This is a genomic window from Paenarthrobacter sp. MSM-2-10-13, from assembly GCF_011605365.1.
Lineage (GTDB): Bacteria > Actinomycetota > Actinomycetes > Actinomycetales > Micrococcaceae > Arthrobacter.
Genome location: NZ_JAAOXO010000001.1, coordinates 97,184 through 123,179, shown reverse-complemented (window position 1 = coordinate 123,179; position 25,996 = coordinate 97,184). Strand labels below are relative to the sequence as shown.

Annotated in this window: 26 protein-coding genes; 13 read left to right on the top strand and 13 right to left on the bottom strand. The window is 62.5% G+C overall.

Translation table 11 applies throughout. The features are described 5' to 3' along the window. Positions 1–88 precede the first annotated feature (88 nt). From HAV21_RS00600 to asd, 8 genes are all read left to right on the top strand, one after another. Entirely contained in the window at positions 89–2,338 is a 2,250-nt protein-coding gene (locus HAV21_RS00600; protein ID WP_142938336.1) for an RNA degradosome polyphosphate kinase, read from the top strand. Between the two features lie 8 nt (positions 2,339–2,346). Continuing rightward, positions 2,347–3,315 (top strand): NUDIX hydrolase, encoded by a 969-nt coding sequence (locus tag HAV21_RS00595; RefSeq protein ID WP_142938335.1) that lies wholly within the window; start codon positions 2,347–2,349, stop codon positions 3,313–3,315. Between the two features lie 87 nt (positions 3,316–3,402). Then, the gene (locus tag HAV21_RS00590) at positions 3,403–5,031 is read left to right on the top strand and encodes a hypothetical protein (protein ID WP_142938334.1); all 1,629 of its coding nucleotides are present in this window, start codon (positions 3,403–3,405) and stop codon (positions 5,029–5,031) included. After that, positions 5,028–5,420: a GntR family transcriptional regulator gene (locus HAV21_RS00585; RefSeq protein WP_142938333.1), complete on the top strand. Its 393-nt coding sequence runs from the start codon at positions 5,028–5,030 to the stop codon at positions 5,418–5,420. Before HAV21_RS00590 ends, HAV21_RS00585 begins: the two co-directional genes overlap by 4 nt. Beyond that, positions 5,417–6,220 carry a thymidylate synthase gene (locus tag HAV21_RS00580; protein WP_142938332.1) on the top strand — a complete coding sequence of 268 codons (804 nt, stop codon included), beginning with the start codon at positions 5,417–5,419 and terminating at the stop codon, positions 6,218–6,220. The genes HAV21_RS00585 and HAV21_RS00580 overlap by 4 nt, the downstream gene beginning before the upstream one ends. Continuing rightward, a complete protein-coding gene (locus HAV21_RS00575; protein WP_166839889.1) occupies positions 6,217–6,834 on the top strand; it encodes a dihydrofolate reductase in 618 nt (205 codons plus the stop codon). The genes HAV21_RS00580 and HAV21_RS00575 overlap by 4 nt, the downstream gene beginning before the upstream one ends. A gap of 2 nt (positions 6,835–6,836) precedes the next feature. Then, positions 6,837–7,058 (top strand): NF038396 family protein, encoded by a 222-nt coding sequence (locus HAV21_RS00570; RefSeq protein WP_142938330.1) that lies wholly within the window; start codon positions 6,837–6,839, stop codon positions 7,056–7,058. 106 nt (positions 7,059–7,164) lie between these two features. Further along, positions 7,165–8,307, top strand: a complete 1,143-nt coding sequence (asd, locus tag HAV21_RS00565; RefSeq protein ID WP_142938329.1) for an aspartate-semialdehyde dehydrogenase — start codon at positions 7,165–7,167, stop codon at positions 8,305–8,307. 98 nt (positions 8,308–8,405) lie between these two features. Here asd and HAV21_RS00560 read toward each other — a convergent pair whose 3' ends face one another. Continuing rightward, on the bottom strand, positions 8,406–9,536 hold the full coding sequence (locus HAV21_RS00560; RefSeq protein ID WP_166839887.1) for a winged helix DNA-binding domain-containing protein: 1,131 nt from the start codon (positions 9,534–9,536) through the stop codon (positions 8,406–8,408). A gap of 85 nt (positions 9,537–9,621) precedes the next feature. On the opposite strand from HAV21_RS00560, the gene HAV21_RS00555 reads away from it, so the two are divergent. Further along, entirely contained in the window at positions 9,622–10,101 is a 480-nt protein-coding gene (locus HAV21_RS00555; RefSeq protein WP_062073243.1) for a hypothetical protein, read from the top strand. 7 nt (positions 10,102–10,108) lie between these two features. On the opposite strand, the gene HAV21_RS00550 is transcribed toward HAV21_RS00555, so the two are convergent. The 7 genes from HAV21_RS00550 to HAV21_RS00520 form a co-directional block, all read right to left on the bottom strand. Beyond that, the gene (locus HAV21_RS00550) at positions 10,109–11,176 is read right to left on the bottom strand and encodes a UDP-N-acetylmuramate dehydrogenase (RefSeq protein WP_142938327.1); all 1,068 of its coding nucleotides are present in this window, start codon (positions 11,174–11,176) and stop codon (positions 10,109–10,111) included. A gap of 9 nt (positions 11,177–11,185) precedes the next feature. Next, complete coding sequence (locus tag HAV21_RS00545) at positions 11,186–12,496, bottom strand: MFS transporter (RefSeq protein WP_208095714.1); 1,311 nt, start codon at positions 12,494–12,496, stop codon at positions 11,186–11,188. 53 nt (positions 12,497–12,549) lie between these two features. Next, positions 12,550–12,987 carry a MaoC family dehydratase gene (locus HAV21_RS00540; RefSeq protein ID WP_166839883.1) on the bottom strand — a complete coding sequence of 146 codons (438 nt, stop codon included), beginning with the start codon at positions 12,985–12,987 and terminating at the stop codon, positions 12,550–12,552. A gap of 2 nt (positions 12,988–12,989) precedes the next feature. Then, on the bottom strand, positions 12,990–13,439 hold the full coding sequence (locus HAV21_RS00535; protein WP_166839881.1) for a MaoC family dehydratase N-terminal domain-containing protein: 450 nt from the start codon (positions 13,437–13,439) through the stop codon (positions 12,990–12,992). Between the two features lie 56 nt (positions 13,440–13,495). Continuing rightward, complete coding sequence (locus tag HAV21_RS00530; RefSeq protein WP_166839878.1) at positions 13,496–13,720, bottom strand: DUF3188 domain-containing protein; 225 nt, start codon at positions 13,718–13,720, stop codon at positions 13,496–13,498. A gap of 120 nt (positions 13,721–13,840) precedes the next feature. Beyond that, the gene (locus HAV21_RS00525) at positions 13,841–14,761 is read right to left on the bottom strand and encodes a DUF2797 domain-containing protein (protein WP_166839876.1); all 921 of its coding nucleotides are present in this window, start codon (positions 14,759–14,761) and stop codon (positions 13,841–13,843) included. 19 nt (positions 14,762–14,780) lie between these two features. Next, positions 14,781–15,644: a CoA ester lyase gene (locus HAV21_RS00520; protein WP_142938322.1), complete on the bottom strand. Its 864-nt coding sequence runs from the start codon at positions 15,642–15,644 to the stop codon at positions 14,781–14,783. Between the two features lie 378 nt (positions 15,645–16,022). On the opposite strand from HAV21_RS00520, the gene HAV21_RS00515 reads away from it, so the two are divergent. From HAV21_RS00515 to HAV21_RS00500, 4 genes are read left to right on the top strand one after another with little or no spacing between them, the layout of a single operon-like run. Further along, complete coding sequence (locus HAV21_RS00515; RefSeq protein ID WP_166839874.1) at positions 16,023–17,051, top strand: ABC transporter substrate-binding protein; 1,029 nt, start codon at positions 16,023–16,025, stop codon at positions 17,049–17,051. Positions 17,052–17,053: 2 nt separating this feature from the next. Next, the gene (locus tag HAV21_RS00510) at positions 17,054–17,941 is read left to right on the top strand and encodes an ABC transporter ATP-binding protein (RefSeq protein WP_166839872.1); all 888 of its coding nucleotides are present in this window, start codon (positions 17,054–17,056) and stop codon (positions 17,939–17,941) included. Next, complete coding sequence (locus HAV21_RS00505; protein WP_166839870.1) at positions 17,941–18,861, top strand: ABC transporter permease; 921 nt, start codon at positions 17,941–17,943, stop codon at positions 18,859–18,861. Before HAV21_RS00510 ends, HAV21_RS00505 begins: the two co-directional genes overlap by 1 nt. A gap of 51 nt (positions 18,862–18,912) precedes the next feature. Next, on the top strand, positions 18,913–19,845 hold the full coding sequence (locus HAV21_RS00500; RefSeq protein ID WP_142938318.1) for a TauD/TfdA family dioxygenase: 933 nt from the start codon (positions 18,913–18,915) through the stop codon (positions 19,843–19,845). A gap of 97 nt (positions 19,846–19,942) precedes the next feature. Here HAV21_RS00500 and HAV21_RS00495 read toward each other — a convergent pair whose 3' ends face one another. From HAV21_RS00495 to HAV21_RS00475, 5 genes are all read right to left on the bottom strand, one after another. Continuing rightward, positions 19,943–20,902 carry an aldo/keto reductase gene (locus HAV21_RS00495; protein ID WP_166839868.1) on the bottom strand — a complete coding sequence of 320 codons (960 nt, stop codon included), beginning with the start codon at positions 20,900–20,902 and terminating at the stop codon, positions 19,943–19,945. Positions 20,903–20,924: 22 nt separating this feature from the next. Then, positions 20,925–22,679 carry a glycoside hydrolase family 13 protein gene (locus HAV21_RS00490; RefSeq protein WP_142938316.1) on the bottom strand — a complete coding sequence of 585 codons (1,755 nt, stop codon included), beginning with the start codon at positions 22,677–22,679 and terminating at the stop codon, positions 20,925–20,927. Between the two features lie 77 nt (positions 22,680–22,756). After that, the gene (locus tag HAV21_RS00485; protein ID WP_166839866.1) at positions 22,757–23,659 is read right to left on the bottom strand and encodes a carbohydrate ABC transporter permease; all 903 of its coding nucleotides are present in this window, start codon (positions 23,657–23,659) and stop codon (positions 22,757–22,759) included. Further along, positions 23,659–24,603, bottom strand: a complete 945-nt coding sequence (locus HAV21_RS00480; RefSeq protein WP_166839864.1) for a sugar ABC transporter permease — start codon at positions 24,601–24,603, stop codon at positions 23,659–23,661. The genes HAV21_RS00485 and HAV21_RS00480 overlap by 1 nt, the downstream gene beginning before the upstream one ends. A gap of 23 nt (positions 24,604–24,626) precedes the next feature. Next, entirely contained in the window at positions 24,627–25,859 is a 1,233-nt protein-coding gene (locus HAV21_RS00475; RefSeq protein ID WP_166840853.1) for an extracellular solute-binding protein, read from the bottom strand. Between the last annotated feature and the right edge of the window lie 137 nt (positions 25,860–25,996).

The window sequence follows — 25,996 nt, the reverse complement described above, 5'->3', positions numbered from 1 at the left end:
TGCCTGAAAGCAGGTGACATCTTGGATTCGAGCGCCGGAATTGCTTGTAATGTGGGAGGAAACCCCGTCCTGAGCTTAGGAGAACCCCATGCAGCCGGACCCCGTTGGCACCGCCGGATCCACTTCGAAGGGAGCAACACTGCCCCCGCGCTTCGGATCATCGGAAGTGCCGGCTTCGCGAGCCACTCAGGACCGCATCGATATTCCGGAATTCGCACCGAGCCTGGAGCCCGAAGGCGACATCTCCCCGGACCGCTTCCTGGACCGCGAACTCAGCTGGCTGGCCTTCAACTCCCGCGTGCTGGAGCTCGCTGAAGATCCTGACCTCTTCCTGCTGGAACGCGTCAGCTTCCTGTCCATTTTCGCGTCCAACCTGGACGAGTTCTTCATGGTTCGGGTGGCCGGCCTCAAGCGGCGCATCGCCACGGGTTTGGCCGTGCCCTCCCCTGCGGGCCTGAGCCCCATCGAGGTGCTGGAACAGATCAGCGAAGAGGCCCACCGGCTTCAGGAACGCCACGCCAGGGTCTTCGCTGAGCAGATCCGCCCTGCGCTGGCGTACGAGCACATCCACATCATGCACTGGAATGAACTGGATGAGGATGCCCGCCACCGGATCAGCATCATGTTCCAGGAGAAGGTCTTCCCCATCCTGACGCCGCTGGCTGTGGACCCCGCGCACCCCTTCCCCTACATCTCGGGCCTCTCCCTCAACCTCGCCGTGATCGTCAGCAACCCGATCAGCGACAAGGAACTCTTTGCCCGCGTCAAGGTGCCGGACCAGCTGCCCCGCCTCATTTCCGTGGACGGACCGCGTGCCGGTGCCATCCCGGGACGCGTGGCCCGATTCATCGCCCTGGAAGAAGTCATCGCTGTCCACCTGGACAAGCTGTTCCCCGGTATGGAAGTCCTGGAACACCACACCTTCCGCGTCACCCGCAACGAGGACCTGGAAGTAGAAGAGGACGACGCCGAGAACCTCCTGCAGGCTTTGGAGAAGGAACTCCTGCGCCGCCGCTTCGGCCCTCCGGTCCGTCTGGAAGTAACCACGGACATCAACCCGAACATCAAAGCGCTGCTGATCCGCGAGCTGGGTGTTGAAGAGTCCGAGGTCTACTCCGTTCCCGCGCCGTTGGATCTCCGTGGACTGTCAGCCATCAGTGCCATTGATCGCGCGGATCTCCACTACCCCAAGCATGTCCCGCATACGTCCCGGTACCTCAACGAGTCCGAGACCTCGAAGGCCGCCAACGTGTTCGCCGCGATGCGCCGAAGGGATATTCTGCTCCACCACCCGTATGATTCGTTTTCCACCTCCGTCCAGGCTTTCCTGGAGCAGGCGGCCGCGGACCCCAAGGTGCAGGCCATTAAGCAAACCCTGTACCGGACCTCCGGTGACTCCCCCATCGTTGACGCCCTCATCGATGCTGCCGAGGCAGGCAAGCAGGTCCTGGCCCTCGTGGAAATCAAAGCCCGCTTTGATGAGCAGGCCAACATCTCCTGGGCGCGAAAGCTCGAGCAAGCGGGCGTTCACGTGGTGTATGGCATCGTGGGCCTGAAAACTCACTGCAAGTTGTCCTTGGTGGTGCGCCAGGAGGTGGACGGGTTGCGCCGCTACTGCCACATCGGCACCGGCAACTACCACCCGCGCACCGCCCGCTATTACGAAGACCTTGGCCTCCTGACAGCCAATGAGCAAGTGGGCGAGGATCTGTCCAAACTGTTCAACCAGCTCTCCGGCTACGCCCCGAAGTCCACGTTCAAGCGGTTGCTTGTAGCGCCGCGCTCGGTGCGTGCGGGCTTGATGGACAGGATTGAAGGCGAAATCCGCAGGGCCCAGGCCGGCACTCCCGGACTGGTGCAGATCAAGGTCAACTCCATGGTGGATGAAGCCATCATTGATGCCCTTTACCGAGCCTCCCAGGCCGGCGTGAGGGTTGACGTCGTGGTGCGCGGTATTTGCTCCCTGCGGCCCGGCGTCCCGGGACTCAGCGAGAACATCAGGGTCCGTTCCGTCCTGGGTCGCTTCCTTGAACACTCACGCGTCTTTGCCTTTGGCAACGGTGGCGAGCCAGTGGTGTACATCGGTTCTGCTGACATGATGCACCGCAACCTGGATCGCCGCGTTGAGGCGCTGGTTCAGCTGGCCAGCAAGGAAGACACGGCAACGGTCATGGACTTGATGCGTCGATACGTCGACGACGGGACAGCCAGTTGGCACTTGGACAGCAGCGGACACTGGACAAGGCATCACTTGGATGACGAGGGCAAGCCGTTGCTGGACATGCAGTCCTGGCTCCTGGCCTCCCGCTCGCGCCAACGTGCTGCGGCCCGGCGGTAAGGACCCAGTTGAACAGCGATACCCCCGTGGCGGATCAAACAGACCACCCCGGCGAGCCGGTGGCCGTTGTCGCCGCCGGCGCCATTCCTTGGCGCATCACCAAGGGCGCCCTTGAGGTTCTCCTGATCCATCGTCCCCGGTATGACGACTGGTCATGGCCCAAAGGAAAACTCGACGCCGGCGAAACAGTTCCCGAGTGCGCTGCCCGTGAGGTATGGGAAGAGATAGGACTCCAGGCCCCGCTGGGCATACCTCTTCCGGCAATTCACTACCACGTCAGTGCCGGTTTGAAGGTGGTCAGGTACTGGGCAGTGAAGGTCAACGGCGCCCAGCTTCGGCCCGATGGCAAGGAAGTGGACAGCGTCATGTGGTGCAGCCCGGACCGGGCTGCAAGCTTCCTGAGTAACCCATCAGATGTGGCACCGCTGGAATACCTTCAGAAGGCCCACGTCCGCGGTGAACTGGACACATGGCCGCTGGTGCTGATCCGCCATGCCAAAGCGAAGCCGCGGTCCTCATGGACCAAAGCCGAGGGCGACCGTCCCTTGGCTGCCACGGGCCAGCGGCAAGCAGTTGCCGTCCAGCGCCTGCTGGAGGTGTGGAAACCACAACGTGTGGTCACCAGCCCCTGGGCGCGTTGCGTTGCCACCATCGCCCCCTATGCCAAGGCCAGCGGCGTCAAGGTGAAACTGGTGGAAGCACTCACCGAGCACACCCATCAGCGCTCCCCCAAGAAGACGGCTGCCGCTGTTGAGGCTTTGTTCGACAAGCAGCTGCCGATCGCTGTGTGCACGCATCGCCCGGCTCTGCCGACGGCGTTGAAGCAGTTGGGCCAGCACATGTCGCAGGCCCTACGTGCACTCCTTCCCACAACAGATCCTTATCTTTCTCCCGGCGAAGTCATTGTTTGCCAGGTAGCGCGGGGATCCGAGCGGAAAATTGTGTCTGTGGAGCAGGTCAAACCGTTCGACGACTGACCCGGCAAACGGCTTGACCCTCACTTCTTTGTGTCAGTAGATTGATACAAAAGATGTGGGGGTCTTGCCGTGGTTGTTCTGCCAACAATGTTTTTCCTGGGACCGGTAGTCGGTGCCATCATCGTGTACCTGTTCCTGAGGATGCAGGTCTGGTCCAAGCCTGATGCCCAGTCCGTGGCCTCCCATGGGCTTTGGGTGGGCATCATTGGTTGGATGGCAAGTTCCCTGCAGGGTGCCATGAGCGCCGGAATCATCAGGTCGAATCCCCTGGGATCAAGCGCTCCTGCAACTCCGGACCAGATCGCCAACGCACTTGCCTGGCCAATTGTCGCGTGCCTCACCGTCCATGCCCTCGGTCAGCTGAGTTACCCCGCACCGAAGGCACCACGCCGGTACGCAGAGCTGAAGGTCCGGAGGATCAGGGACTTCCTTCCCCGCAAACTCGCTTGGACCACGGCGGCCATCTTCGGCTACGCAGCTTTGGCCATCGCTTGGATCGCAACCTTGCCAGCGTACACAGCCGTGCCGCCTACGCCGCCGGGCCAGTCTCCACCTGAGGACAACGGCTACATGGGACAAGGGCAGGACGGACGGATTCCGGGCCTTGAACTTGCCCTTTGGCTCGGCGGGACCTTGCTGGTTCTGGCCGTGGGAACGTGGCTGGTGCTCCTCCTGATTGCGCGTCGACGCCAGTTGGAAACGCTCGACGGCGATGACAACCGAACTCTACGAACAATAGCCACCAACCGGCTGCTTCGGACCGTGGCGACCATCGCCGCCGGGCTCGCGAGTATCGCCGGGAACTTCGCATCACAACCGGCCCCCGGAGCCACGTGGCAGTCGTCCTGGTTCAACATACTGGGGCTGATCAACATGGCAGTTCTCGCGGCAATGTGGTGGTGGCGGGTGCCTGAACTTCCCTCGGTCCTCAAAGCTCCTCAAGTCACGAGCGCAAAAACACTCCGCTCCGATCCTCTAGCCCACGGAGCCGCCCGGCTCAGTATTTCCCTTGGAGCAGTGTTGGGCGTGATTGGCGGACTTGCACTAGTGGCGGGTGTCGTGGCGATCCTGATGGCCTCACGCCCCCTCGACCCTGGGGCCTTTCCCATCGTGATCGCCATCGCCGCCGCGGCCCTCTTGACAGCCATTGCGGCCGGCGAGGTGCTGATGGCGCGAAATTATGGCCAACCCGAAGCTCAGCTCCGTTGGCCTCGGCAGGCCGTTTCGCGAGGACTACTCTCCTTCGCAATCGGAAGCGCCGCGATATTTGCCGTGGCTGTGTCTTTCGCCGTGGCCGCGGAATCACAGACCCTCACCCCCAAGGCTTGGCCGGCGGCTCTTCTGCTCTCGGCGGTAGTAGCCGCGGCGGGTGCGGCTGCTATCCTCGCCGTGCGCCGCCGTCGTGGTATCCCGGAAAGTGAGGGCGATGCGGGCCTGGACGCCGCGCTCAGGGCCATCAGCCTGTATCGAATCGTGAGGACACTGGCCGCTTACTGCCTCGGACAGGCCGCAGCGCTGCTCATGATCACCGGCGATGCGTGGTACAGCGTATTTGCACCGGGCGACGGCGAATACCCGTTGGCACCCAGCCCGGCCATCACAGTGGGCATGGTCTTGGCGGCCATCGCAGTGATCGTGGCAGTGGTACCGGTTCGCAGCCTGCTCGGAACCATCCCACGTAGTGATCCTGCTCATCATGAAGAACGGGCGCAATGACCGCCGGAATCACAGTAGACCTCGCGGATCCCGTACCTCCCTTCGAACAAATCCGCAGGCAACTCAGCTCATTGATTGCCATCGGGGTCCTTGAACCCGGCAGTCGGCTGCCCACGGTCCGGAGTCTGGCGGCAGACCTTGGCATCGCGGCTGGCACGGTGGCACGCGCTTACAAAGAACTCGAGCAGCAGGGATTGATCGAGTCACGACGCCGGAACGGGACAATCGTCGTCGGGCCGCCTCAGGCACCGAACGGCACTATCCGGGCAGACGCCGCGGTGATTGCCGCCGTCGACGGCTTGATTCAGACGGCGCGCGACGCGGGCGTGAGTGATGAAACGCTCATTGATCTTCTCCGCGGGCGGCTGGCCAGTAAGCTTGACTCGTGAGCATCCCCACCCCTTATGAAGACCTTCTGCGCGATGTCATGGCTAACGGCACGCACAAGTCGGACCGCACCGGAACCGGAACGCGCAGCGTTTTTGGCCGTCAGCTGAGGTTCGATCTTGCCGAGAGCTTCCCGCTGATCACCACCAAGCGGGTTCACTTCAAATCCGTGGCGGTGGAGCTCCTGTGGTTCCTGCGCGGCGATTCGAACGTGAAGTGGATGCAGGACCAAGGCGTCTCCATCTGGGACGAATGGGCGGATGCCGACGGCGAGCTGGGCCCCGTTTATGGGGTGCAGTGGCGGAGCTGGCCCACTCCCGACGGCGGGCACATCGACCAGATCTCCGAGCTCATGACCAACCTGGCCTCCAACCCGGATTCCCGGCGGCACATCGTGTCCGCGTGGAACGTCTCCGAACTCAAAGACATGGCGCTGCCCCCATGCCACGCGTTCTTCCAGTTCTATGTGGCTGACGGCAAGTTGTCCTGCCAGCTGTACCAGCGTTCGGCGGACACGTTCCTGGGCGTCCCCTTCAACATTGCCTCGTACGCCCTGCTGACCCGCATGGTGGCCCAGCAGCTTGGGCTTGAGCCGGGCGAATTCGTCTGGACCGGCGGCGACGTCCATGTCTACGACAACCACGTGGACCAGGTTTCCGAGCAGCTCAGCCGTGAGCCGTACGAGTACCCGCAGCTGAAGATCCTCCGCAAGCCGGACTCCATCTTTGACTACACGCTGGATGACTTTGAGGTTGTGGATTACCGCCACCACCCCACTATCAAGGCGCCGATCGCGGTATGAGCACATCATCTTCAGAGGTTCCGGACCAACTCCCCGGTGTCATCTTCACCCAAGAGACCGCGGCCCGCATGACCGGCATCGGACTGGTGTGGGCCCAGACCAAGGCCGGCGTGATCGGCAAAGACGGATCCATGCCGTGGCACCTCCCCGAGGACCTGAAACACTTCAGCCAGCTCACCACCGGTCACCCCGTCATCATGGGCCGCAAGACGTGGTTGTCATTCCCCGAAAAGTACCGTCCCCTTCCGGGCCGCACCAACATTGTGGTGACCCGTAACGAAAAGTGGGCGTCCACGCCCGAGGCGGAGGGCGCCGTCGTGGTTTCCTCTCTTGACGCCGCGCTGCTGGAATCTCAATTCGCACCGGGTGGCCAGAAAGTGTGGATCATTGGCGGCGGCGAAATCTTTGAACAATCCATGGGCATCGCCAACCTGGCCGTCATCACCATCATCGACGCCGACTTGGAAGGCGACACTTTCGCCCCCGAACTCGGTGATGATTGGGCCTTCGACGCCGTAGCCCCCTCCGACGGGTGGCTCACCTCCAAGAACGGCACCAACTACCGGTTCACCACGTGGCGCCGGAACGCAAGCCAGGAAAGCCAAGAGAGCTAAGCATGCTGAAAAAACCTGAAACCTTGTTCGTGCTGGGCTACATGCTCCTGCCGCTTTTTGCCCTGATCTCCGCCATTGTGGGACTCACCATGATCCTGGGCGGGAACAAAATTGCCGGGATCATTGTGCTGATCGTTGTCACGCAGGTGTTTACGTTTGGTGCGTTCTTTGCCCTGCGCAAGCGTAAGGCAGTCCTGTTGCAGGAACACGACGCCGGCCACTAGCCCGGGCGGTCGGCTTGCGGGCCGCTGTGGCGGGTGCCGTCGTCGTGCAGTGCGTGCGTGACGTAACCAACAGCGGCACTGAGCCCCGAAAGTTTAGACTTGGGAAATGACTACAGCAGCTAATCCGTCCGTTGGACTGGTCGGTTGGCGTGGCATGGTCGGCTCCGTCCTGATGCAGCGCATGCAGGACGAGAACGACTTCGCCAACATCAACCCGGTATTTTTCTCCACCTCGAACGCAGGAGGTGCCGCCCCGACGTTCGCGCAGGGGGCTGGCAAGCTCGAGGATGCGTTCGATATTGAGACCCTGGCCAAGCTGCCGATTATTGTCACCGCTCAGGGTGGCGACTACACCAAGCAGGTCCACGGCGAGCTCCGCAACCGCGGCTGGGATGGCCTGTGGATCGACGCTGCGTCCACCCTGCGCATGAACGATGACTCGATCATCGTGCTGGACCCCATCAACCGCGACGTCATCGACGCCGGCCTGTCCGGTGGCGTGAAGGACTTCATCGGCGGCAACTGTACGGTTTCCTGCATGCTGATGGGCCTCGGCGGCCTGTTCAAGAACAATCTGGTGGAGTGGGGCACCTCCATGACGTACCAGGCGGCTTCAGGCGGCGGTGCCCGGCACATGCGTGAACTCCTCAACCAGTTCGGCACCCTCAACAACGAGGTCAGCAGCGAGCTGGACGATCCCGCGTCTGCCATTCTCGAAATCGATCACAAGGTCCTCGCCGCCCAGCGCACCGGCGTTGACGCCACCCAGTTTGGCGTGCCCCTAGCCGGATCCCTCATTCCGTGGATCGATGCCGACCTCGGCAACGGCCAGTCCAAGGAAGAATGGAAAGCCGGAGTAGAGACCAACAAAATTCTCGGCACCGGCAACGGCACCGCCGGCAAGGACCACATCGCCATGGACGGCTTGTGCATCCGCATCGGCGCCATGCGTTCACACTCCCAGGCCCTCACGCTCAAGCTGCGCGAAGACCTGTCCGTGACGGAAATCGAGAATCTCCTGGCCAAGGACAACGAGTGGGCCAAGGTTGTTCCCAACACCAAGGAAGCCTCCATGGCTGACCTGACCCCTGTGGCAGCGTCCGGCACCCTGGACATCCCGGTGGGCCGTATCCGCAAGCTCGAAATGGGCCCGGAGTACATCAGCGCCTTCACCGTGGGAGACCAGCTCCTCTGGGGTGCAGCCGAGCCGCTCCGCCGCATGCTCAACATTGTGACGGGCAAGCTCTAGCCTGCCCGGCTTAGCACGTCCCTAACCCGCTGTTCCGTTGCTGCCCGGCAACGGAACAGCGGGTTTTCGACGTATTAGGGCTCAGCAGGCCAGAGGGCTCACCCTGCCATGAACTTCAGGTACGCACGGCCCTGGGCGTGGAAGGAACGCTCAGCGGCTGTACCCAGTACCCCCGCAAACGGTTCCGGCGTGACACCTATGGTCTTGCCATTCACGGTCCTGGCCCACGTACCCACCACTTCTCCGCCGGACACCATAATCCGTTTGAAAACTCCGTTCTTTCCCGGCACCACCAACTCCGCGTGTTCAGGAGCCAGCACCAGGCTCCGGTCCTGGTAGCCGAGCAGGAACTCGTCGAACCCCGGGAGCGCCAGCAACGAGCGCGAGCCGGGGACGCCGTCGTCGAGCATTGCCGCAGTCTCCGGTGAGAGCCAATAGCTACTGCCCCCAAACTCAAGTTCAACCAGGCGGTCCTGCACCTCGTAGAGGGCGGCCCGGGCCTCGGTGAGCGGAATTTGGCTCCACCAGGCAAAATCCTTGATGGTGGCAGGGCCGTGGCTCCTTACATAGCGGAGCAGGAGCTCAGCAATCCCCTCTGCACGTCCCAGCTCCCGCGAGTCCGGAATCCACTCCTCGAAGGGCACAAACAGCTGCTGCACGCCCACTTTGCCGTTGGTTCCGGCCATGGGTCCTTGCACCAGCCACGCGAGCTGGCAGAGACTGCCCAACAGATGAATGCCTCGCTGGGCCTTGGTGATCTGACCGGCATCCTCGAAAGCCTGGAACAGCTGCTCGCGGCTTGCTCCCTGGGCACCACCGGCCTTGAGAACCTCCGCGGTTTTGAAAGCGATGTCCCTGCAGTGGCTGATGTCATGGGACGTGATGTTGAGTTCACGGTGTCGGCCCGCCAACGAGTTCATCAGCCGGTCACTCGTGATTTTCAGAATCCAGCGGAGATCTTCCGGTGCCAGTAAATGCAGCGTGCCGCGCATAGGCCATGAACGGACCACCGTCCCGGCGTCGAGGGCAGCCCGAACGTCTGACGCCGCCGTTCCAGGTACCCGCTGCCCCACCGCCCACAGTGCTGAGCCCAGGTCCTGCGCCTGCATGCACGTCATCCACCGGACCGCCTCCGGGACCGTTGGAAAGCCACCGCCCAACAGGCCTTGACTGACGAGCCGCAACCGGCCCATGACGCGCGGAGTGGGGTTGGTTCTCTCGGCAGGCATGCTTCATCCTAAGAGGACCATCCAGCACAGGGAACCTTGCCGTGCCTCCCAGCCGTCACCCAGCAGCGGATCCTAGGATGGATTCATGCTTTTTGGTGATCTTGCTCCGTTCGTGCGGCCGATGAGCCGGTGGTTGGCTACCGCCGGCTGGTTCTGCACGCTCGCCGGGCTCGCCGCCGGACTGATAGTGGCGGTAGGGACCGGTGTGAGTCTCTCCCCCGCGATGCAGGCAATCCAGACAGTGAGTTTGGTAGCAACTGCAGCTGCTGCGGTTCTCATTGGGACCGCTGCCGCCACCCAGCCAGTTGCCGACAGGGACGACGACGCCCCCGAGCCCTGGTTCTACCCGGCCGCCGCGGCGCAGGTCCGCAGTTTCCTTCTCGGAGCGATCGTCCTTCTCCTGGGCTTGGTCGGCTTCGCCACGGCCGGGCTGTTCATGCCCAGCGGACCCTCACCGCAAAGTATCGCGTTCAGCCAGATCTTCCTGCTGGGAGCGGTCAGCTGCGGACTAACGTTCCTGCTGCTCAACAAGGTGCTTCCGATCGCGGAACGGCGCACGCGCTGAGTTTTAGCTAGAGGCTAACGCCGATCAGCAAGGGCTCCGGGTGCAGTTCAATACCAAAACGCTCGACGACGCCGGAACGCACCTCACGCGCGATGGCCACCATGTCCGCGGCCGTGGCTGAGCCCCTGTTGGTGATGGCAAGAGTGTGTTTGGTGGAAAGGGAGGCCCGTCCGCCGGAGACACTGGAATCCTCCAGTCCGAAGCCCTTGCCGAATCCTGCCTGATCAATCAACCAGGCAGCGGAAAGCTTCACCAGTCCGTCATCCCCTGCTGGGTATTTGGGCGCGTTGTCCGGCAAAGTCGAGGCAAGATCCGCAGGCACAATCGGGTTGGTGAAAAATGAGCCCGTGGAATAGGTGTCGCGGTCTGCTGCGTCCAAGACCATTCCCTTGGACGCGCGGAGCCGGAGGACTTCCCGGCGGACATCGTTTGAGTAGGCGCGTTTCCCTGCCTCCACACCCAGCACGCGGGCCAGCTCGGCGTAACGGATTGGCGCACTCATCCGCCCCAACGGCAATTGGAACTCCACGGTCAGCACAACGTAGCGGGGCGAGCCCTCAACGGTGGTCTGTTTCAAGATGGAGTCGCGGTACCCGAACTTGAGCTCCGAGTTGGTGAACGTCTGCACTGCGTTGCGCTCACGGTCCCACGTCCGAACGGCCGCAATGGTTTGTGAAACGTCCGCTCCATAGGCTCCAACGTTCTGCACAGGAGTGGCACCAGTGGCACCTGGAATCCCGGACAACGCCTCCAAGCCGGACCATGCGTGCAGGACGGAGTATTCCACCAGCGCGTCCCAGTTATGGCCCGCCTGAACCACCACAGACACTCCGCCACAGCTGTCCTCGGAGTTCACGGTGAAGCCCTCGGAGGCGATCTTCAGGACAGTTCCGGGGTAGCCGTCGTCGGAGACCAGCAGATTGGAGCCACCGCCAATGATCAGGATTTTGTCACCTGCAGCGTCGGCCGACCGGACGGCGTCGATGATCTCCGCCTCGGTGCGGGCCTCAACGTAGTTGCCCGCGGGGCCGCCAACGGCAGCAGTGGTCAGTTCAGAAAGCAGCGTTTGGGTCACCAATCAAGCCTAACGGGCTTCGTTGGGCTGCGCCGACTCCGCCGCCTTGCGGCCAGCCAGGGGTGCCAGGAAGAAACTGACCACCAGCAGAACCAGGGGTGCCAGCAGCGAATGCAGGATGCCGAAATGTTCAGCCAGCAACCCCAGGAGCGGAGGGCCACACAGGAAGGCACCGTAACCAATGGTGGAAACTACCGATACACGGGCCGCCGCGTGCACTGGATCATCGGCGGCGGCGGACATACCCACCGGGAACCCGAGCGAAGCGCCCAGACCCCACACCGCCAACGCCACGAACGCGAGCCACGGAACCGGAGAAAACACAAAGAGTGAAAGACCCACGACGGCGGTGGCCGAGCACCAGCGCATCACCACCACCCGCCCGAAACGGTCCAAGATGACCGTGCCCGCGAAACGGCCAATGGTCATGAACGTCACAAAGAGCCCATAACCCACAGCGCCAGCGGCATCGGACTGCCCATAACCGTCGGCAAGTGCCAGGGCCACCCAGTCCCCCGCGGCTCCTTCGGCCAATGCCAGGCCAAGGACCAGGACACCGATCAGTAGAGTCCGGCGATCACGCCATGCCAAAGCCACGAGCCGCTTGTTGTCCAGCGGGACGGCAGTCTTACGGGCATCCGGCTGAGCGCCGTCCTGCTGAGCGCCGTCCGGCTCGCCGGAGATGATGGGCAGCGGCCCGGTGGAGGGGTCCTGGAAAGTATCGGTCTCTTCAGGGTGGTAGGTCTTTGTCACTGCAGCGGTTTTTTCGGCGCGGAACCAGAACGTAGCGGTGACCACGGACGACGTCACAACTACGCCGGAGATCAAAAAATGCCAGAACACCGGCATGTGGATGGCGGCCGCCCAGGCGCCAAAACCGGCAGCCGCCACGGTTCCGAGGCTGAAGGAACCGTGCAAATGCGGCATGATGTGCCGCTCCAATTCGCGTTCGAGCGAGGCCCCTTCCACGTTGGATGCGGTATTCCAACTGGCCGTACCCAGGCCCAGGATGATCAAGCCTGCCGCCACCACCAAGGGGTTGGCCGCCAAGGAGGTTCCAACACCCACAGTGACAAGGCCCGCACCCACCATGCTGCTGCCGATCCACGTGGTCAGCTGAGGACCGAGCCGCAGCACAATCAGGCCCGAAGCCGAGATCGAGATGAAGGACGCCACCGTCATGCACATCAGCAAAAGGCCGATGCCACCCGGCGTGAGATTCAGTCCGTCGCGAATGGCGGGAAGCCGTGAAACCCACGTGGCGAAGGCGATGCCGCTGGCCGCGTAGGACGCAAGAACAGCGGCGCGCCACCGCGACATTTCGGTCGGAGTGGCGCTCGGTTTGCTGCGATGTTGCCAGGTGTTCGTTAGGTTCAAGAGACCTTCACAACCGCCTGAGATTTCATGAGGACCTTCTGTCCACCCGCAACGACGGTGAGGTCGACGCGCACGGTGCGGGCATCGGCGTCGAGCGCTCCCACAACACCGGTCACGTCCATGACAGCGCCGGCCTCATCGGTGCCAGTGGTATCGGTAACGAGGACGGGCTTGGTGAAGCGGGTCTGGTAATCGACGACGGCGGCAGGGTCCCCGGCCCAGTCGCTCACCAGCTGCACTGCGGCGCCCATGGTGAACATGCCGTGGGCGATGACGCCCGGCAGTTCCACGGAGGTGGCGAAAGATTCGTTCCAGTGGATCGGGTTGAAGTCGCCCGATGCTCCGGCGTACTTCACCAGGTCCTGACGGGTGACGTCAATGCTGCGGGTACCGATTTCCTGGCCGACCGTCAGTTCTTCGAATGTAGGGCTCATGGTTACTGTCCCTCTCCGCGGACCAGGATGGACGAGGTTGTGGTGGCGACCTTCTCGCCGGCTTCGGTGGAAATCTCGGAGCGGGTGGTGATCATGGCTCCCCCGCCCATGGCCCGGACACCGTCAACGTGCAGTTCGGCCACGAGGCGGTCACCGGCAACAATGGCGCGGTGGTGCGTGAAACGCTGGTCTGCGTGGACCACGCGGGAGAAATCGATGCCCGACTCGGGATCCTGGACCAGCTGGGCGTCAGCACGCTGGGCGATGATGATGGCAAACGTTGGCGGGGCAACGAGGTCGCTGTGGCCCAAGGCCCTGGCTGCCTCAACATCAAAATGCGCCGGGTTGCCGGCTTTCACAGCCTTGGCGAACTCGCGGATCTTTTCACGGCCGACGTCGTATACCTCTGCGGCAGGGTAGCTACGGCCCTGCAAGTCCGGATTGATACTCATGATCCAACCCTATCGGGCCTTAAGGCCCGCAGGCAGCGCCTTAAGAGGTGAAGGCGTTACTTCTTATAGCTCTTGCGGATCTTCTGGCCGCGCACCACAAGCCCGGCAACGTGGAGCAACAGCCCGACACCAATGATGGGCAACGAAGCGATGGCCAGGCCTTGGTTCCCTGACGTGTTCCCCACAATGGACAGGACGAGCCCGACGGCAATCAGTCCCATGGCACCGAAAACCAGCACTTTGTACGATGTGGAGGCCGTGGCCCAAAATTGTTCCAGCACCGTCCAAGTCTACGTGGTGCGTTGTGGCCGGGTGTTGCGAGGCCTCCTCTGCACCCTTGGAACCCGAAATACCCTGCAAAGCGGGCCTCACAACGCGAGGGCCCTTGCCGGGAGGGAACGCTAGAAGAGGGAGTCCTGCAGGGCCGGGATTTCCGTGGTGTGGGGGCCGAACTCGATTTTGCGGCCTTTCAACGCACCCAGGTCCGCCACAAAACTGCCCTCCACCTCGGTCCCCGTTGCGTCGGGCAGGGCCGCCAAGGCGATCGCCCCGGACACTGAATGAATCCGCAAACCGTGCCCGCCGCCGTCGAACGCTGCCGGGTAGGGGTGCCGCAAGCCGCCCTGGGCGCGGGCGGTACACAGCGCGTCGGCCAATGCGGGCCGCTCCCACTCTTCCTCCACAACGGCGTAGCCTGTCATGGCCAGCCCGCCCAGCAACTCACGCACCCTGCCCGCGTGCTGACGGTTCACGGTTGAAAGCTCGACGGCGGCACGCGGCTCCACGAGGCCCGCCACCTTGGCCGCGGAGCGGACTTGCTGGACGAGGCCGAGTTCGCGGGTCACGAGGTCCTCGAGAACGCGAACAACGCGTCCGTCTTCAGCGTGTGCCACATAGGCAGCGTGCACAGCTCCCTGCTCAGCGAGCCTGTTCCATTTTCGGGGCGCAGAGGCAGTCCCCACTTTGGTGGCACCGTTCGCGAACGTGGCCACATAGAGCCAATGAGGCTGCATCAGGTAAGCACGGAGGCCGGTGGGAACGGATGTTCCGCGGTGGAAGTCGTGCATCAGGCGGGAGTCGTCCCGCGCAAAGCAGGCCCCGCATTGCTTTCCACGCTCGGCCGGGGAACCGCTGCGGCACGGAACATGGGTGCGGTCCCCCGGGCCGTGGACCTTCGTGTGCCCAAGGCACCACAAACCCGGGAGAACGCGCAGGCCCAGGGCTGAACCCCGGGCCAACGCCATATCAACGAACTCCTCGTCCGGCGTGAAGATACGCAGCGAAGGGGACGACGAATCCCAAGCGACTCCTTGGACCAGCATCTTTACCTGACCAGCACGCTTACAGGGAAGGCTGGACTCCAAAGGCCACTGCGAGCTTCATGATCTTTTCGGCGCGGCCCAGACGCGGGAGGTCGGAGCCATCGCGGATGACACGGCCGTTGGCCTCAAAGTCGTTCATGAAGTCCGTGGCCCAGGCGACGTCCGACGGCGTGGGGCTGATGACCTCGTTGATCACAGTGGTCTGGTCGATGGCCAGGCAAAGCTTGCCGGTCATGCCCATGGTCACTGTGATGCCGGTCTGCTCACGCAAGATGGGGTGGTTGGTGCCGACGGTGGGACCGTCGATGGGGCCCGGCAGGTTACCTACGCGGCTGGCGACAACGAGCTTTGCACGCGGGTACGCCATGGCCTCCGGGGTGGCTGCCATGCCGGTGTCGCGGCGGAAGTCGCCGGAGCCGAACGCCAGGCGGAAAGCACCCTGCGCGCGGGCAATGTGGTTGGCTTCCTCGATGCCAAGGGCTGACTCAACCAGCGCGATGACGGGGGTCTTGCCATCCATGCGGTGGAAGCTCTCGGTGACCTGGTCTGAGGACTCGGTCTTTGCCAGCATCACGCCGAGCAGGCCGGGGGTGCCGCGCAGGCCGGCGAGGTCATCGGCCCAGAACTTGCTGGTTGCGTCATTGATGCGGACCCAGGCCTTGCCACCGGCGGTCAGCCAGTTGACTACGTTCTCTCGGGCCATGTCCTTCTGCGAAGGGTCAACTGCGTCTTCGATGTCAAGGATGATCGCGTCTGCCCGTGAACCCGCAGATTCGTCAAAAAGCTCCGTTTTCATGGCATTCACAAGGAGCCATGAACGGGCGATGTCGGCGGGAATATTGCGGGTAGGCCGAACTGATTCGGCGGCGATGCTAGACGTCATGTATCTACCGTATCCGGCCAGCGCCCTGCACAGCGAAGAATTCCGCCCGCTTGTGAGGATCAATACGAACTAAACCCCATATGACTGTGGGGTCCGGCAGTATGAACGCCCGACGCCGGTACCCGCCAGTCATATCCGGCCCGCCTGTCGCTGTTGTTCATAGGGCTCAACACGGCGACTTTGTGTCCCAGAGTTGCCGGGAATGGCACCGGATTTCCTTCCGTTTCGGGCTGTTTCGCAGCGTTTCCGGGCGTTACCGCGGCACTTCCCACCCGGCGTCGGGATGGGTTTACATCGTTTCCAAGCCGTTGCACGGGTTTGCAAACTCATGCATCAGCCGGCCACCCAACACATCCCAATCCATCGAAAGTAGCTCCCATGAAACTGCACCTGCCCCTGCTGAGCGTCGCGGCCGCCGTCGTACTTGCGCTGACGGTGTCCGGCTGCGGCGGTGCAGCCGAAGCCGGACCTGGGGCGCCAGCCGGTAACGAAGTGAAGGAACTTCGGTATCAAGGCTCCGCTAACAACGTCACCTTTCCTGAACTCGCTGCCGACCTGGGCTACCTCGGGGACCTGAAATTGAACTGGGTGGGAAACACCACCAGCGGCCCGCAGGACATCCAGTCCGCTGCGACCAACCAGACCGACTTTGGCGGCGCGTTCTCCGGAGCGGTGGTCAAGCTGATCGAAGCCGGCGCTCCCGTCAAGGCAGTGACCAACTACTACGGCTCCGACGAGAAGACCTTCAGCGGTTACTACGTCAAGGCCGATAGCACCATTAAGGAACCCCGTGACCTGATCGGCAAGAAGATCGCTGTCAATACTCTGGGCGCACACCACGAAGCCGTCATCAACACCTGGCTGACCAAGAACGGACTCAGTCAGGACGACATCAAGCAGGTTCAGTTGGTCCCGTTGGCGCCGAACGATACTGAGGAAGCCATTCGCCGGGGACAAGTGGACGCCGGAACGCTGGGCGGTGTGCTGCAGGACCGGGCCATTGAGGCCGGCGGACTGAGGTCACTGTTCAGCGACGTGGAGCTGTTCGGAACTTTCGCCGGCGGACAGATCGTGCTCCGCAACGACTTCATCGCAAAGAACCCCACCACCACCCGCACGTTTACCACCGGCGTTGCCAAAGCCATCAAGTGGGCAGCTGAAACACCCCGTGACGAAGTCATTGCCCGCTTCACCAAGATCATCGATAGCCGTGGACGCAATGAGAGCACCGCAAACCTGAAGTTCTGGAAGAGCCCCGGAGTTCCGGACGCCGGGGTCATCACGGACGAAGACTTCACCCGTTGGGAGGCTTGGCTCAGCTCAGCCGGGATCGTCAAGGACAAGCTCTCACCCTCCAAGTACTACACGAACGAGTTCAACGAGCTCGCTGCAGCGAAGAAGGGATAGTTATGACAGCCAAAATCAGTCTCCGGAACGTCACCAAGGAATTCACGGTCCGGGCAACGAAGGACACGGCAGCTACCCGGCTGACCGCCATCGATTCGCTGAGCCTGGATGTCCGTGACGGCGAGTTCCTCACTTTGGTGGGTCCCAGCGGTTCGGGCAAGACCACGCTCCTGGACCTGCTGGCCGGGCTCTCCACGCCCACCTCCGGCGAGGTATTGGTGGACGGCAAAGCTGTCACCGGTCCGGGCAAGGACCGCGCTGTGGTGTTCCAGCAGTACGCGTTGTTCCCGTGGCGGACGGCCTCTGCCAACGTGTCCATCGGGCTTGAGGGAGCGGGCCCTGACGGCAGGAAACTGAACCGCCGTGAACGGGCTGCCAAAGCAAAGGAATACCTGGCTTTGGTGGGGCTTGCCGGTTTTGAGGACCGCTACCCGCATGAGCTCTCCGGCGGAATGAAGCAGCGCGTGGCCATCGCCCGGAGCCTGGCGTACGAGCCCGATGTGCTGCTGATGGATGAACCGTTTGCTGCGTTGGACGCCCAGACCCGCGAGCAGTTGCAGGACGAACTCCTCCGGATCTGGAAAGCCACGGGCAAGACCATCGTCTTCATCACCCACGGCATCGATGAAGCCGTGTACCTCGGCGAGCGCGTAGCTGTTCTCAGCGCGAGGCCCGGCCGGCTCAAGGAAATCGTGGACATCAACATTCCGGACCGCGACGGCGATGAGGACATCCGCTCTCACCCAGCCTTCGTTGAGCACCGCCACCAGGTGTGGACGCTCCTGCACGACGAAGTCCGCCGAGCCCAGGACGCCGGCCACCGCAAAATCCTGCCTGATGGCAGCGCACCGGACGAACCGGCAACCATCACCGAAAGGAGTGCCGCCTGATGACCACCACGCTCACGCAAACAGAAGCCGCGCCCAAGACGGGCTTCGCGCCCGACCCCAGTGCCGCCGTCGAGCATTCCACTACTTCGACGGCAGCGGCAGACGGTACGACGCCGGCACCTGGCCTGGTGCGACGAGTCACCGGGGCGGTGGGGGCGGGTCTGTGGAAGTCCGCCGCGATCCTGGCATTCCTGGCGCTTTGGGAGCTTGGGCCGACGTACCTGGCCAGCCCGTCCACCAGGGTGTTCCTCCCGCCGCTGCACGATGTGCTGGTGGCCTGGGGCAAGCTTTTCGAAGCCGGGACCATCCAGGGCCACATCGCAGCCAGCCTCACACGCTCAGTTGCCGGTTTCGGTGCTGCCCTGGTGGCGGGTGTCTCGCTGGGCCTGCTTATTGCCTGGTACGGGCGGCTGAACTCGGTCCTAAATCCCTTGCTGGAGCTTTTCCGCAACACCGCCGCGTTGGCTCTGCTTCCGGTGTTCACGCTGCTGCTGGGTATCGGTGAGGAATCCAAGATCAGCATCGTGGCCTACGCTGCGTTCTTCCCGGTGCTCCTGAACACCATTGCCGGCGTCAGGACCGTGGACCCGTTGTTGATCAGGGCCGCGCGTTCTTTGGGGCTCAACAGTTTCCGGCTGTTCCAGAAAGTCATCCTGCCCTCGGCGGTTCCCACCATTTTCACGGGCATCCGCATGGCCGGCACCGCATCCATCCTGGTGTTGATCGCCGCCGAAATGGTGGGAGCCAAGGCCGGCCTGGGTTATCTGATCGTGAATGCACAGAGCAGCTTCCTCATCCCGGACATGTACGCCGGCATCCTCACGGTTTCCTTGCTGGGGCTCGGCGTGAACTTCCTGTTGGTAGCCCTTGAACGGCACTTCTCCCGCTGGCGGACCGCTGTTGGCGCCGCCGCTTCCTAGACCCACCCCGCGGCTCTTGCCGCAACCATCACAACAAGTAAGGAAAGAACCATGACCGTCATTACCGAAACCAAACTCGAGTTCGCAAAGCTCGGCTCCCGCATCGGCGCCGAAATCCGTGGCTTGGACATCAGCGGTGACCTTAGCCACGAAACGGTGGCGCAGATCCGGGCAGCACTGAACGAGCACAAGGCACTGGTGTTCCGCGAGGCCAACATCCTCACAGACGAAGCCCAGGTGAAGTTCGCTTCGCATTTCGGTCCGCTGACCAAGGCACACCCCACTGTGGCCTCCGTGGACGGCGAAGAGAATGTCCTGCCTGTGGACAGCGAGAACGGCTCGGCCAACAACTGGCACACGGACGTCACTTTCGTGGTCAACCCGCCGCAGGCCTCCACGCTGCGCAGCATCGACCTTCCGGCATACGGCGGCGAGACCCTGATCGCGTCCTCGGCCGGCGCATATCAGGACCTGCCCGAGGAGTTGCGCAGCTTCGCAGACAACCTGTGGGCCATTCACACCAACGACTACGACTACTCGGTGCCCAAGAACCTTGAGCACTCCAACGCGGAGGAGCGACGCAAGGAGTTCACCCGGCTGAAGTTCGAAACCGCCCACCCTGTGGTGCGGGTCCACCCGTTGACCGGCGAGCGCGGATTGTTCATTGGGGGCTTCGCGCAGCGGCTTCGGATTGTGGGCTTGTCCAACACTGAGTCCAAGGACATCATCCGTCTGTTGCAGGCTTACGTAACGCGCCCGGAGAATGTGGTCCGGGTGAATTGGGAGCCCAACCAGGTGGTCTTGTTCGACAACCGCATCACCCAGCACTACGCTCCGGACAACTACGATGGCCAGCCGCGCAAGCTCAACCGTGTGACCATTGCCGGGGACATCCCGGTGAGCATCGATGGCAAGCCCAGCCAGGCCCTGCAGGGTGACTCGAGCACCTACTCCGTGGTGGCTCCGGCCAGCCCCGCCTCGTAGCTGTGTGTTGCTGTCCGCACCCAACTGAGTCGCAGTTAAGCGCGTTTAGAGAGGTCATAACGCGCACAACTGCGACTCAGTTGGGTTAAAACCGGGGTTAGGGGATGTTGATCCCACGCGCTGCCACCCACAGGCCGTACCACTGGGCGCGGGTCATGGTGGCAGCAACGGAGGCGGCATCAGCGCAGGCCTTGATGCGCGCAGGGTTGGTGGTGCCCACAACTGGCGAGATCCTGGCGGGGTGCTTCATCAGCCAACCCAGCAGCACCGATTCCGGCGTGGTGCCCTTCTCCCCCGCCAACCGTTCCAGCATGCCCGCCGTTGCCGACTCGGCCGGTGACAACTCCTCAGGCTTCGCACCCGTATAGCGCCCCTGGGCCAGTGAACCGTACGCCTGCAGTTCAACACCCTTGGCCATGCAGTGTTCAAGAGTCCCGTGCGGGAAGCTGTACTCAAGCCCCTCTGCATGGTTGACCAGCACAGTGCTCTCCAGCCAGTCCCGGTGCAGCAGGCTCATTTCCAATTGATTCGCCACAATGGGCGTCTCCAACTCATCCTGGAGGTAGGCGATCTGCGCGCCGGACATGTTTGACACGCCTAACTGCCGCACCTTGCCTTCGGCCATCAACTGCCCGACGGCGTCCGCCACCTCGCGCGGGTCCATCAACGGATCTGGACGGTGCAGGAGCAACACGTCCACGTAGTCCGTTTGGAGCCGCTTCAAGCTCTGGTTGACCCGTTCAAGGATGGCCTCGCGGGAGAGATCATAATGCGTCTCCAACCCGCGCTCCCCCAGCCGGATCCCGCACTTAGTCTGGAGCTGGATCTTTTCGCGCAGACCCTGCGAACGGGCGAGGACTTCGCCAAAGACAGCCTCGGACTTTCCGCTGCGATAGATATCCGCGTGGTCGAAAAGCCCAATGCCAATTCCCTGCGCGGCTTCGATCACCGCCGCGGCCTGATCAATCTCCGACGCCCCGTAGGACGTGCCGTCCCACGGACCACCGAGTCCCATACAGCCATAGATCAGGCGTCCCCGCCCGTTCGCAGTAGTCATACTTCAGTATTGTCCGCAGGCCCTAGGCGTTGCTGACAATCCACGCCGTGGTGTCTGACGGCAGCTTGCCATCCTCCAGCGGGCCGCTGGTTACCACGATGCTTCCCTCCGGAAGCTCAACGGGCTTGCTGCCGAAGTTGGTGACCGTGTGCCAGCCACCGGGGCGGCTGAAGTGCAGTACGTCCTGGTTGCCGGTCTCCACCCACTGAAGTTCCTCGTCAGTCTGGAGTTCACTGCGCAGGCTCAGTGCCTTCCGGTAAAGCTCCAGTGTGGAGCCTTCCACTCCCTCTTGGGTGGCAACTGCGTAATCCTTGAACCACTCCGGCTGCGGGAGGTGTGCCTTGCCAGCACCGAAACCGAAGGAAGAACCTTCCTCGGTCCACGGCAATGGCACGCGGCAACCATCCCTGCCAATCTCAACGCCCGGGTTACGGAAGAAGGACGGGTCCTGGCGTTCGGAATCGGGAATTTCCGAGACTTCGCGCAAGCCAAGCTCTTCGCCCTGGTAGAGGTAGGCAGAACCGGGAAGGGCGAGCAGCAGGAGCGTTGCGGCGCGGGCACGACGCAAGCCGAGTTCGACGTCGAGCTCTTCTGCCGGCGCGCCGGCCAGCAGCCAGCCCTTGCCGTCCTGACCCTTGGGCTCTCCGCCGGTGATGTCCTGGGCCGCGTTGGTTCCTTGCGCCACGGAACCCCCCTTGGGCAGACCGTAGCGGGTGGCGTGGCGGACGACGTCGTGGTTGGAGAAAACCCACGTGGATGAGGCCCCGGACTCCTTGGCGGCTACCAGGTTGTCCGTGATGATTTTCTTGAAGGACGCGGCATCGAAATCGGACTGAAGCAGGTCGAAGTTGAACGCCTGGCCCAGTCCCTCAGGGCTGGCGTAGCGGGCACGGCGGGACTCGTGAACCCAGGCCTCGGCAACGGCAGTGCGCGGCGGGTTGTACTCGTTGAAGAGCTTGCGCCACTCGGCGTAGACCTCGTGCACTTCATCACGGTCCCAGAATGGGTGGGAGCCATCGGTGAAGCCATCCGTACCGTGTGCCTTGGCTTCCAAGTCAGCCTTCATGGGCAGCGGCTCGGACAGGTCCTTGGCCATGCCGTGGGCAACATCGATGCGGAACCCGTCCACGCCGCGATCCGACCAGAAGCGCAGCGTCTTGAGGAAGTCCTCGCGGATCTCCGGGTTCTCCCAGTTGAAGTCCGGCTGCTCCTTGGCGAAGATGTGCAGGTACCACTGGCCGGGAGTACCGTCTGGTTCAGTGATGCGGTCCCAGATGGGTCCGCCGAAGACAGAGTCCCAGTCCGACGGCGGCAACTCACCGTTCTCGCCCCGGCCGTCGCGGAAGATGTAGCGGTCGCGTGCCGCGGAGCCCTTGGGCGAGGCCAGCGCTTCCTTGAACCATTCGTGCCGGTCCGAGGAGTGGTTGGGAACGATGTCCACCACGATCTTGATTCCTGCGGCGTGGAGGGCAGCGGCCATCTCATCGAAGTCCTCAAGGGTGCCCAGCTTGGGGTCCACATTGCGGTAGTCGTCAACGTCGTAGCCGCCGTCCGCGAGCGCCGACGGATAGAACGGGCTCAGCCAGACGGCGTCGATCCCCAACTCCTTCAGGTACGGGACCTTGGCCGTGATGCCCTTGATGTCCCCGAGTCCATCACCGTTCGCGTCGTAGAAGCTGCGCGGGTAGATCTGGTAAACGGCTGCCTGACGCCACCAGTTCGGATCGGCCATGCGGTCTGAATCGGTACGGTGTGCCTGCGTGGCGGAAGTACTCACGAAACTCCTTTGATTTAGAATCTAAATTTATGTCCCGGACCAGTATGAAACGCCCGGAGGTTGAAGGTCAACAGTGCTTAGCCCTTGACGGCACCCTGGGTCACCCCTGCCATGACCCAGCGCTGGGTGAACAAGTACGCAATGATCGCCGGAGCCATCGCCATCAGGTACGACGCGAATGACACGTGGTAGTTGTTGCTGAATTGGGTCTGGAACAGGTTCTGCCGCACCGGCAGCGTCTGGAGGGACGGGTCCGAGATGATGAGCGAGGGCATCATGAAGTCATTCCACGCGTAGAGGAAGGCGAAGATGCCCACGGTGGCGCTCATCGGCGCCAGCAACGGAAAAATCAGCTTCCAGAAAGTCTGCCACGTAGTTGCGCCGTCAATCCTGGCGCTCTCTTCGAGTTCCATCGGGATGGAGCGCAGGAAGGCAGTGAAGAGCAGGACGCTGAAGCTCAGCTGGAACATGGTGGCAAGCAGGATGACGCCAAACGGATTATCCAAGCCAAGGCGGCCCGTGAGCTGAATCTGCGGCAGCGCAACTACGGGGAACGGAATGAACATTGCTCCCAGAAGGTAGAAGAACGAGTACCTGAACAGCCGACGCTCCCAGTTGCGCACGATCGCGTACGAGGCGAAGGCAGCCAGGACAATGGTGGCCACCACGGTCCCCGCTGTCACCAGCAAAGACATAGCAGCCCCCACCGGGAAGTTGGTCAGGGTCCAGGCTTGGACAAAGCCCTCAATGCTGAACGGGGCGGGAAAGGAGAAGGCGTTGCCGTCCACGGCTTGCCCTTGGGTCTTGAACGCCATGGAGACCGTGACATACAGGGGAAGCAGCACGGTGACCGCGCACAGGATGAGGATGGTGGTTGCCGGCCAGTTCACGCGTTCGACGGCGGACTCGGACCGGCGCCGGCTCTTTCCGTTGGGCTGGGTGGTGGGCTCGGTGATGGCGAGGGTGGCTTGATTGGTCATCAGAGTGCATTCCGTCCGCGAGTCAGCGAAAGCTGTACGAGAGAGATAACAATGGCTACTACGAAGAAGATCGTGGCGTTGGCCATCTGGTAGGCGTAGTCGCCGCCGTTGAAGCCCGAGATGACGGTCATCGCGATGCTTCGGGTGGACGTGCCCGGGCCACCGTTGGTCAGGCCAACAATGATGTCGTAGGCGTTCAGGAAGCCCTTGAATCCCAGGATGATGTTGATGACCACGTAGCCCGACACCAACGGAAGCGTGATCTTGACCAACTGCTGGAACTTGCTGGCTCCATCGATCTCCGCAGCTTCATAGACGTCGCCCGGCACGGCCACCAGTCCTGCGATATAAATCAGCAGTGCACCCGGCACAGCCTGCCAGGCAGTGACCAACACAATGGCTACCCAGGCGAGGTCCGGGTTTGCCAGCAAGCTGTTCTCCAACCAGGGAATCCCGGCAACGGCACCCAGGGACGGCAGCGAGTTGGAGAACAGGAAGTTGAAGACATAGGCGATGATGATGCCCGAGACCACCATGGGGATGACGAAAATGGTCCGCAGCGCCGATTTCATCCTGATGCGTGAGGTCAGCCCGACGGCCAGGAGGAACGCCACCACGTTCACGGCGATCACGGTGACGATGGAGAACCCGAACGTGAACAGGTAGCTCTGCAGGATGGCGGGATCGCTGAAAATCGCAATGTAGTTGGTCAGGCCGACAAATTCCCAGTCACCGATTCCGATCGAGTTGGTGAAACTGAAGAAGATGCCGATGATTCCCGGAACGGTGATGGCCAACGTGAAGAGGATGAGGCTGGGGACGAGGAAAAAGTAGAAGATCGGCTCGACCCGGCGCTTGCTGCCCTGCTGCTGACGGCCCTGCTTGGCCGAATCCTGCTTCCGGCCGTCCTGCCCGGACGTGGTGGGGGTGGTGATGATGGACATGATGTTGACTCCCTGCTTCAGCGCTACTGGCGGAAAGCCAGCCGCGCCCAATCTGCGTCGAGGGTGCTAAGGGTGGAGGTGGGGCTGGCGCCGAAAACGAGCGCCTGCGTGTAGTTCATGATCGGGATGGTTTTTGGTACCAGCACTGAAGGACCCTGGTAGACCTGGGCTTGCTCGTAGTACCGCACCATTCCTTCAATCCGGGGGTCGGGGACGTTCGCAGAGTCCTTGGTGGGCGTGAAGCCCAGCTGAGATTTGTTGTAGGCATCGATTACTTCGGGCCGGTAAAGGTACTCGAGAAAGTCCTGCGCGGCCTCCTTGTGCTTGGAGGCCTCCGGGATCCATGCCGCGAGATCCACGTTGACGCGCACGCGCAGGTCCTGGGGGTCCTCGGTCATGGGCAGCGGAAAGGTGCCGAGCTTAAGGTCCGGGGCCGTCTTGGCGATCTCGCTGAAGGCCCACGGACCCTGCAGGTACATGGCAGCCTTGCCCTGGGAGAAGGCCAGGTTGCCGTCGCCGTAGGCCCGGCTTGCAGCATCCTTGTTGACGTACTTCGAGGCCAGTTCCAGCATCTTGCCAACAGGCTTTTCAAAGTCTTTCTGGAAGGACACTGCAGATTTTGGCCCCACGTTGGCGCCTTCGGCGGAAAGCTTGTCAAAGAAGTCCAGCGTGTCCACCTGGCCACCCACCGAGTAGTCGAACCAGCCTTGGGCGATGGTCCAGTCGTCCTTCCACGTGGCGTAGAACGGCGTCACTCCAGCGGCTTTGAGTTGCTCGCATGCTGCGGTCAACTCACTCCAGGTGGTGGGCACCTTGATGTTGTTGGCCGCGAAGATTTCCTTGTTGTAGATGACCGAGGAGGCCATGATCGAGTACGGCAGCGCGCTGGTGCGGTCCGGATAGGTCCCGTATTGGTCCATCAACGGCTGGAGATCTTCCCGAATCTTTGACGCCGCTGCCGTACCGGAGAGATCGCTCAAGGCGCCCCGCTGGACAAAGCGTGAGGTTTCCATGTTGTAGTTCGCCAAGGCGATGTCCGGCGGATTTCCCCGAACGAAGCTCGCGGACACCACATCCACCCCCGAGGTGTCCAGGACAACCTCGGTGTCGTTCTGGGAGGCGTTGTAGTCGGCAACGAGCTTGGTCATGAAGCCAATGGCTTCGCGCTTGCTGAACGTGAAGCGGATGGTTTCCTTGCCCGATTCCCCCGTGCAACCGGAGAGGAGACCGGCCAACAGGGCCAGTCCGAGGGTCATCGCCGCAAGGCGCTTCTTACGCGTAGGTTTCACAGACTCCGTGGTCCTTTCGTCGTGCGGACCGCTGTGGCCGCCGTGCCCGGGGAGGTCGCTGCTGACCAGCCCGAGTTTAGATAGGAGATAAATTTATGACCTAT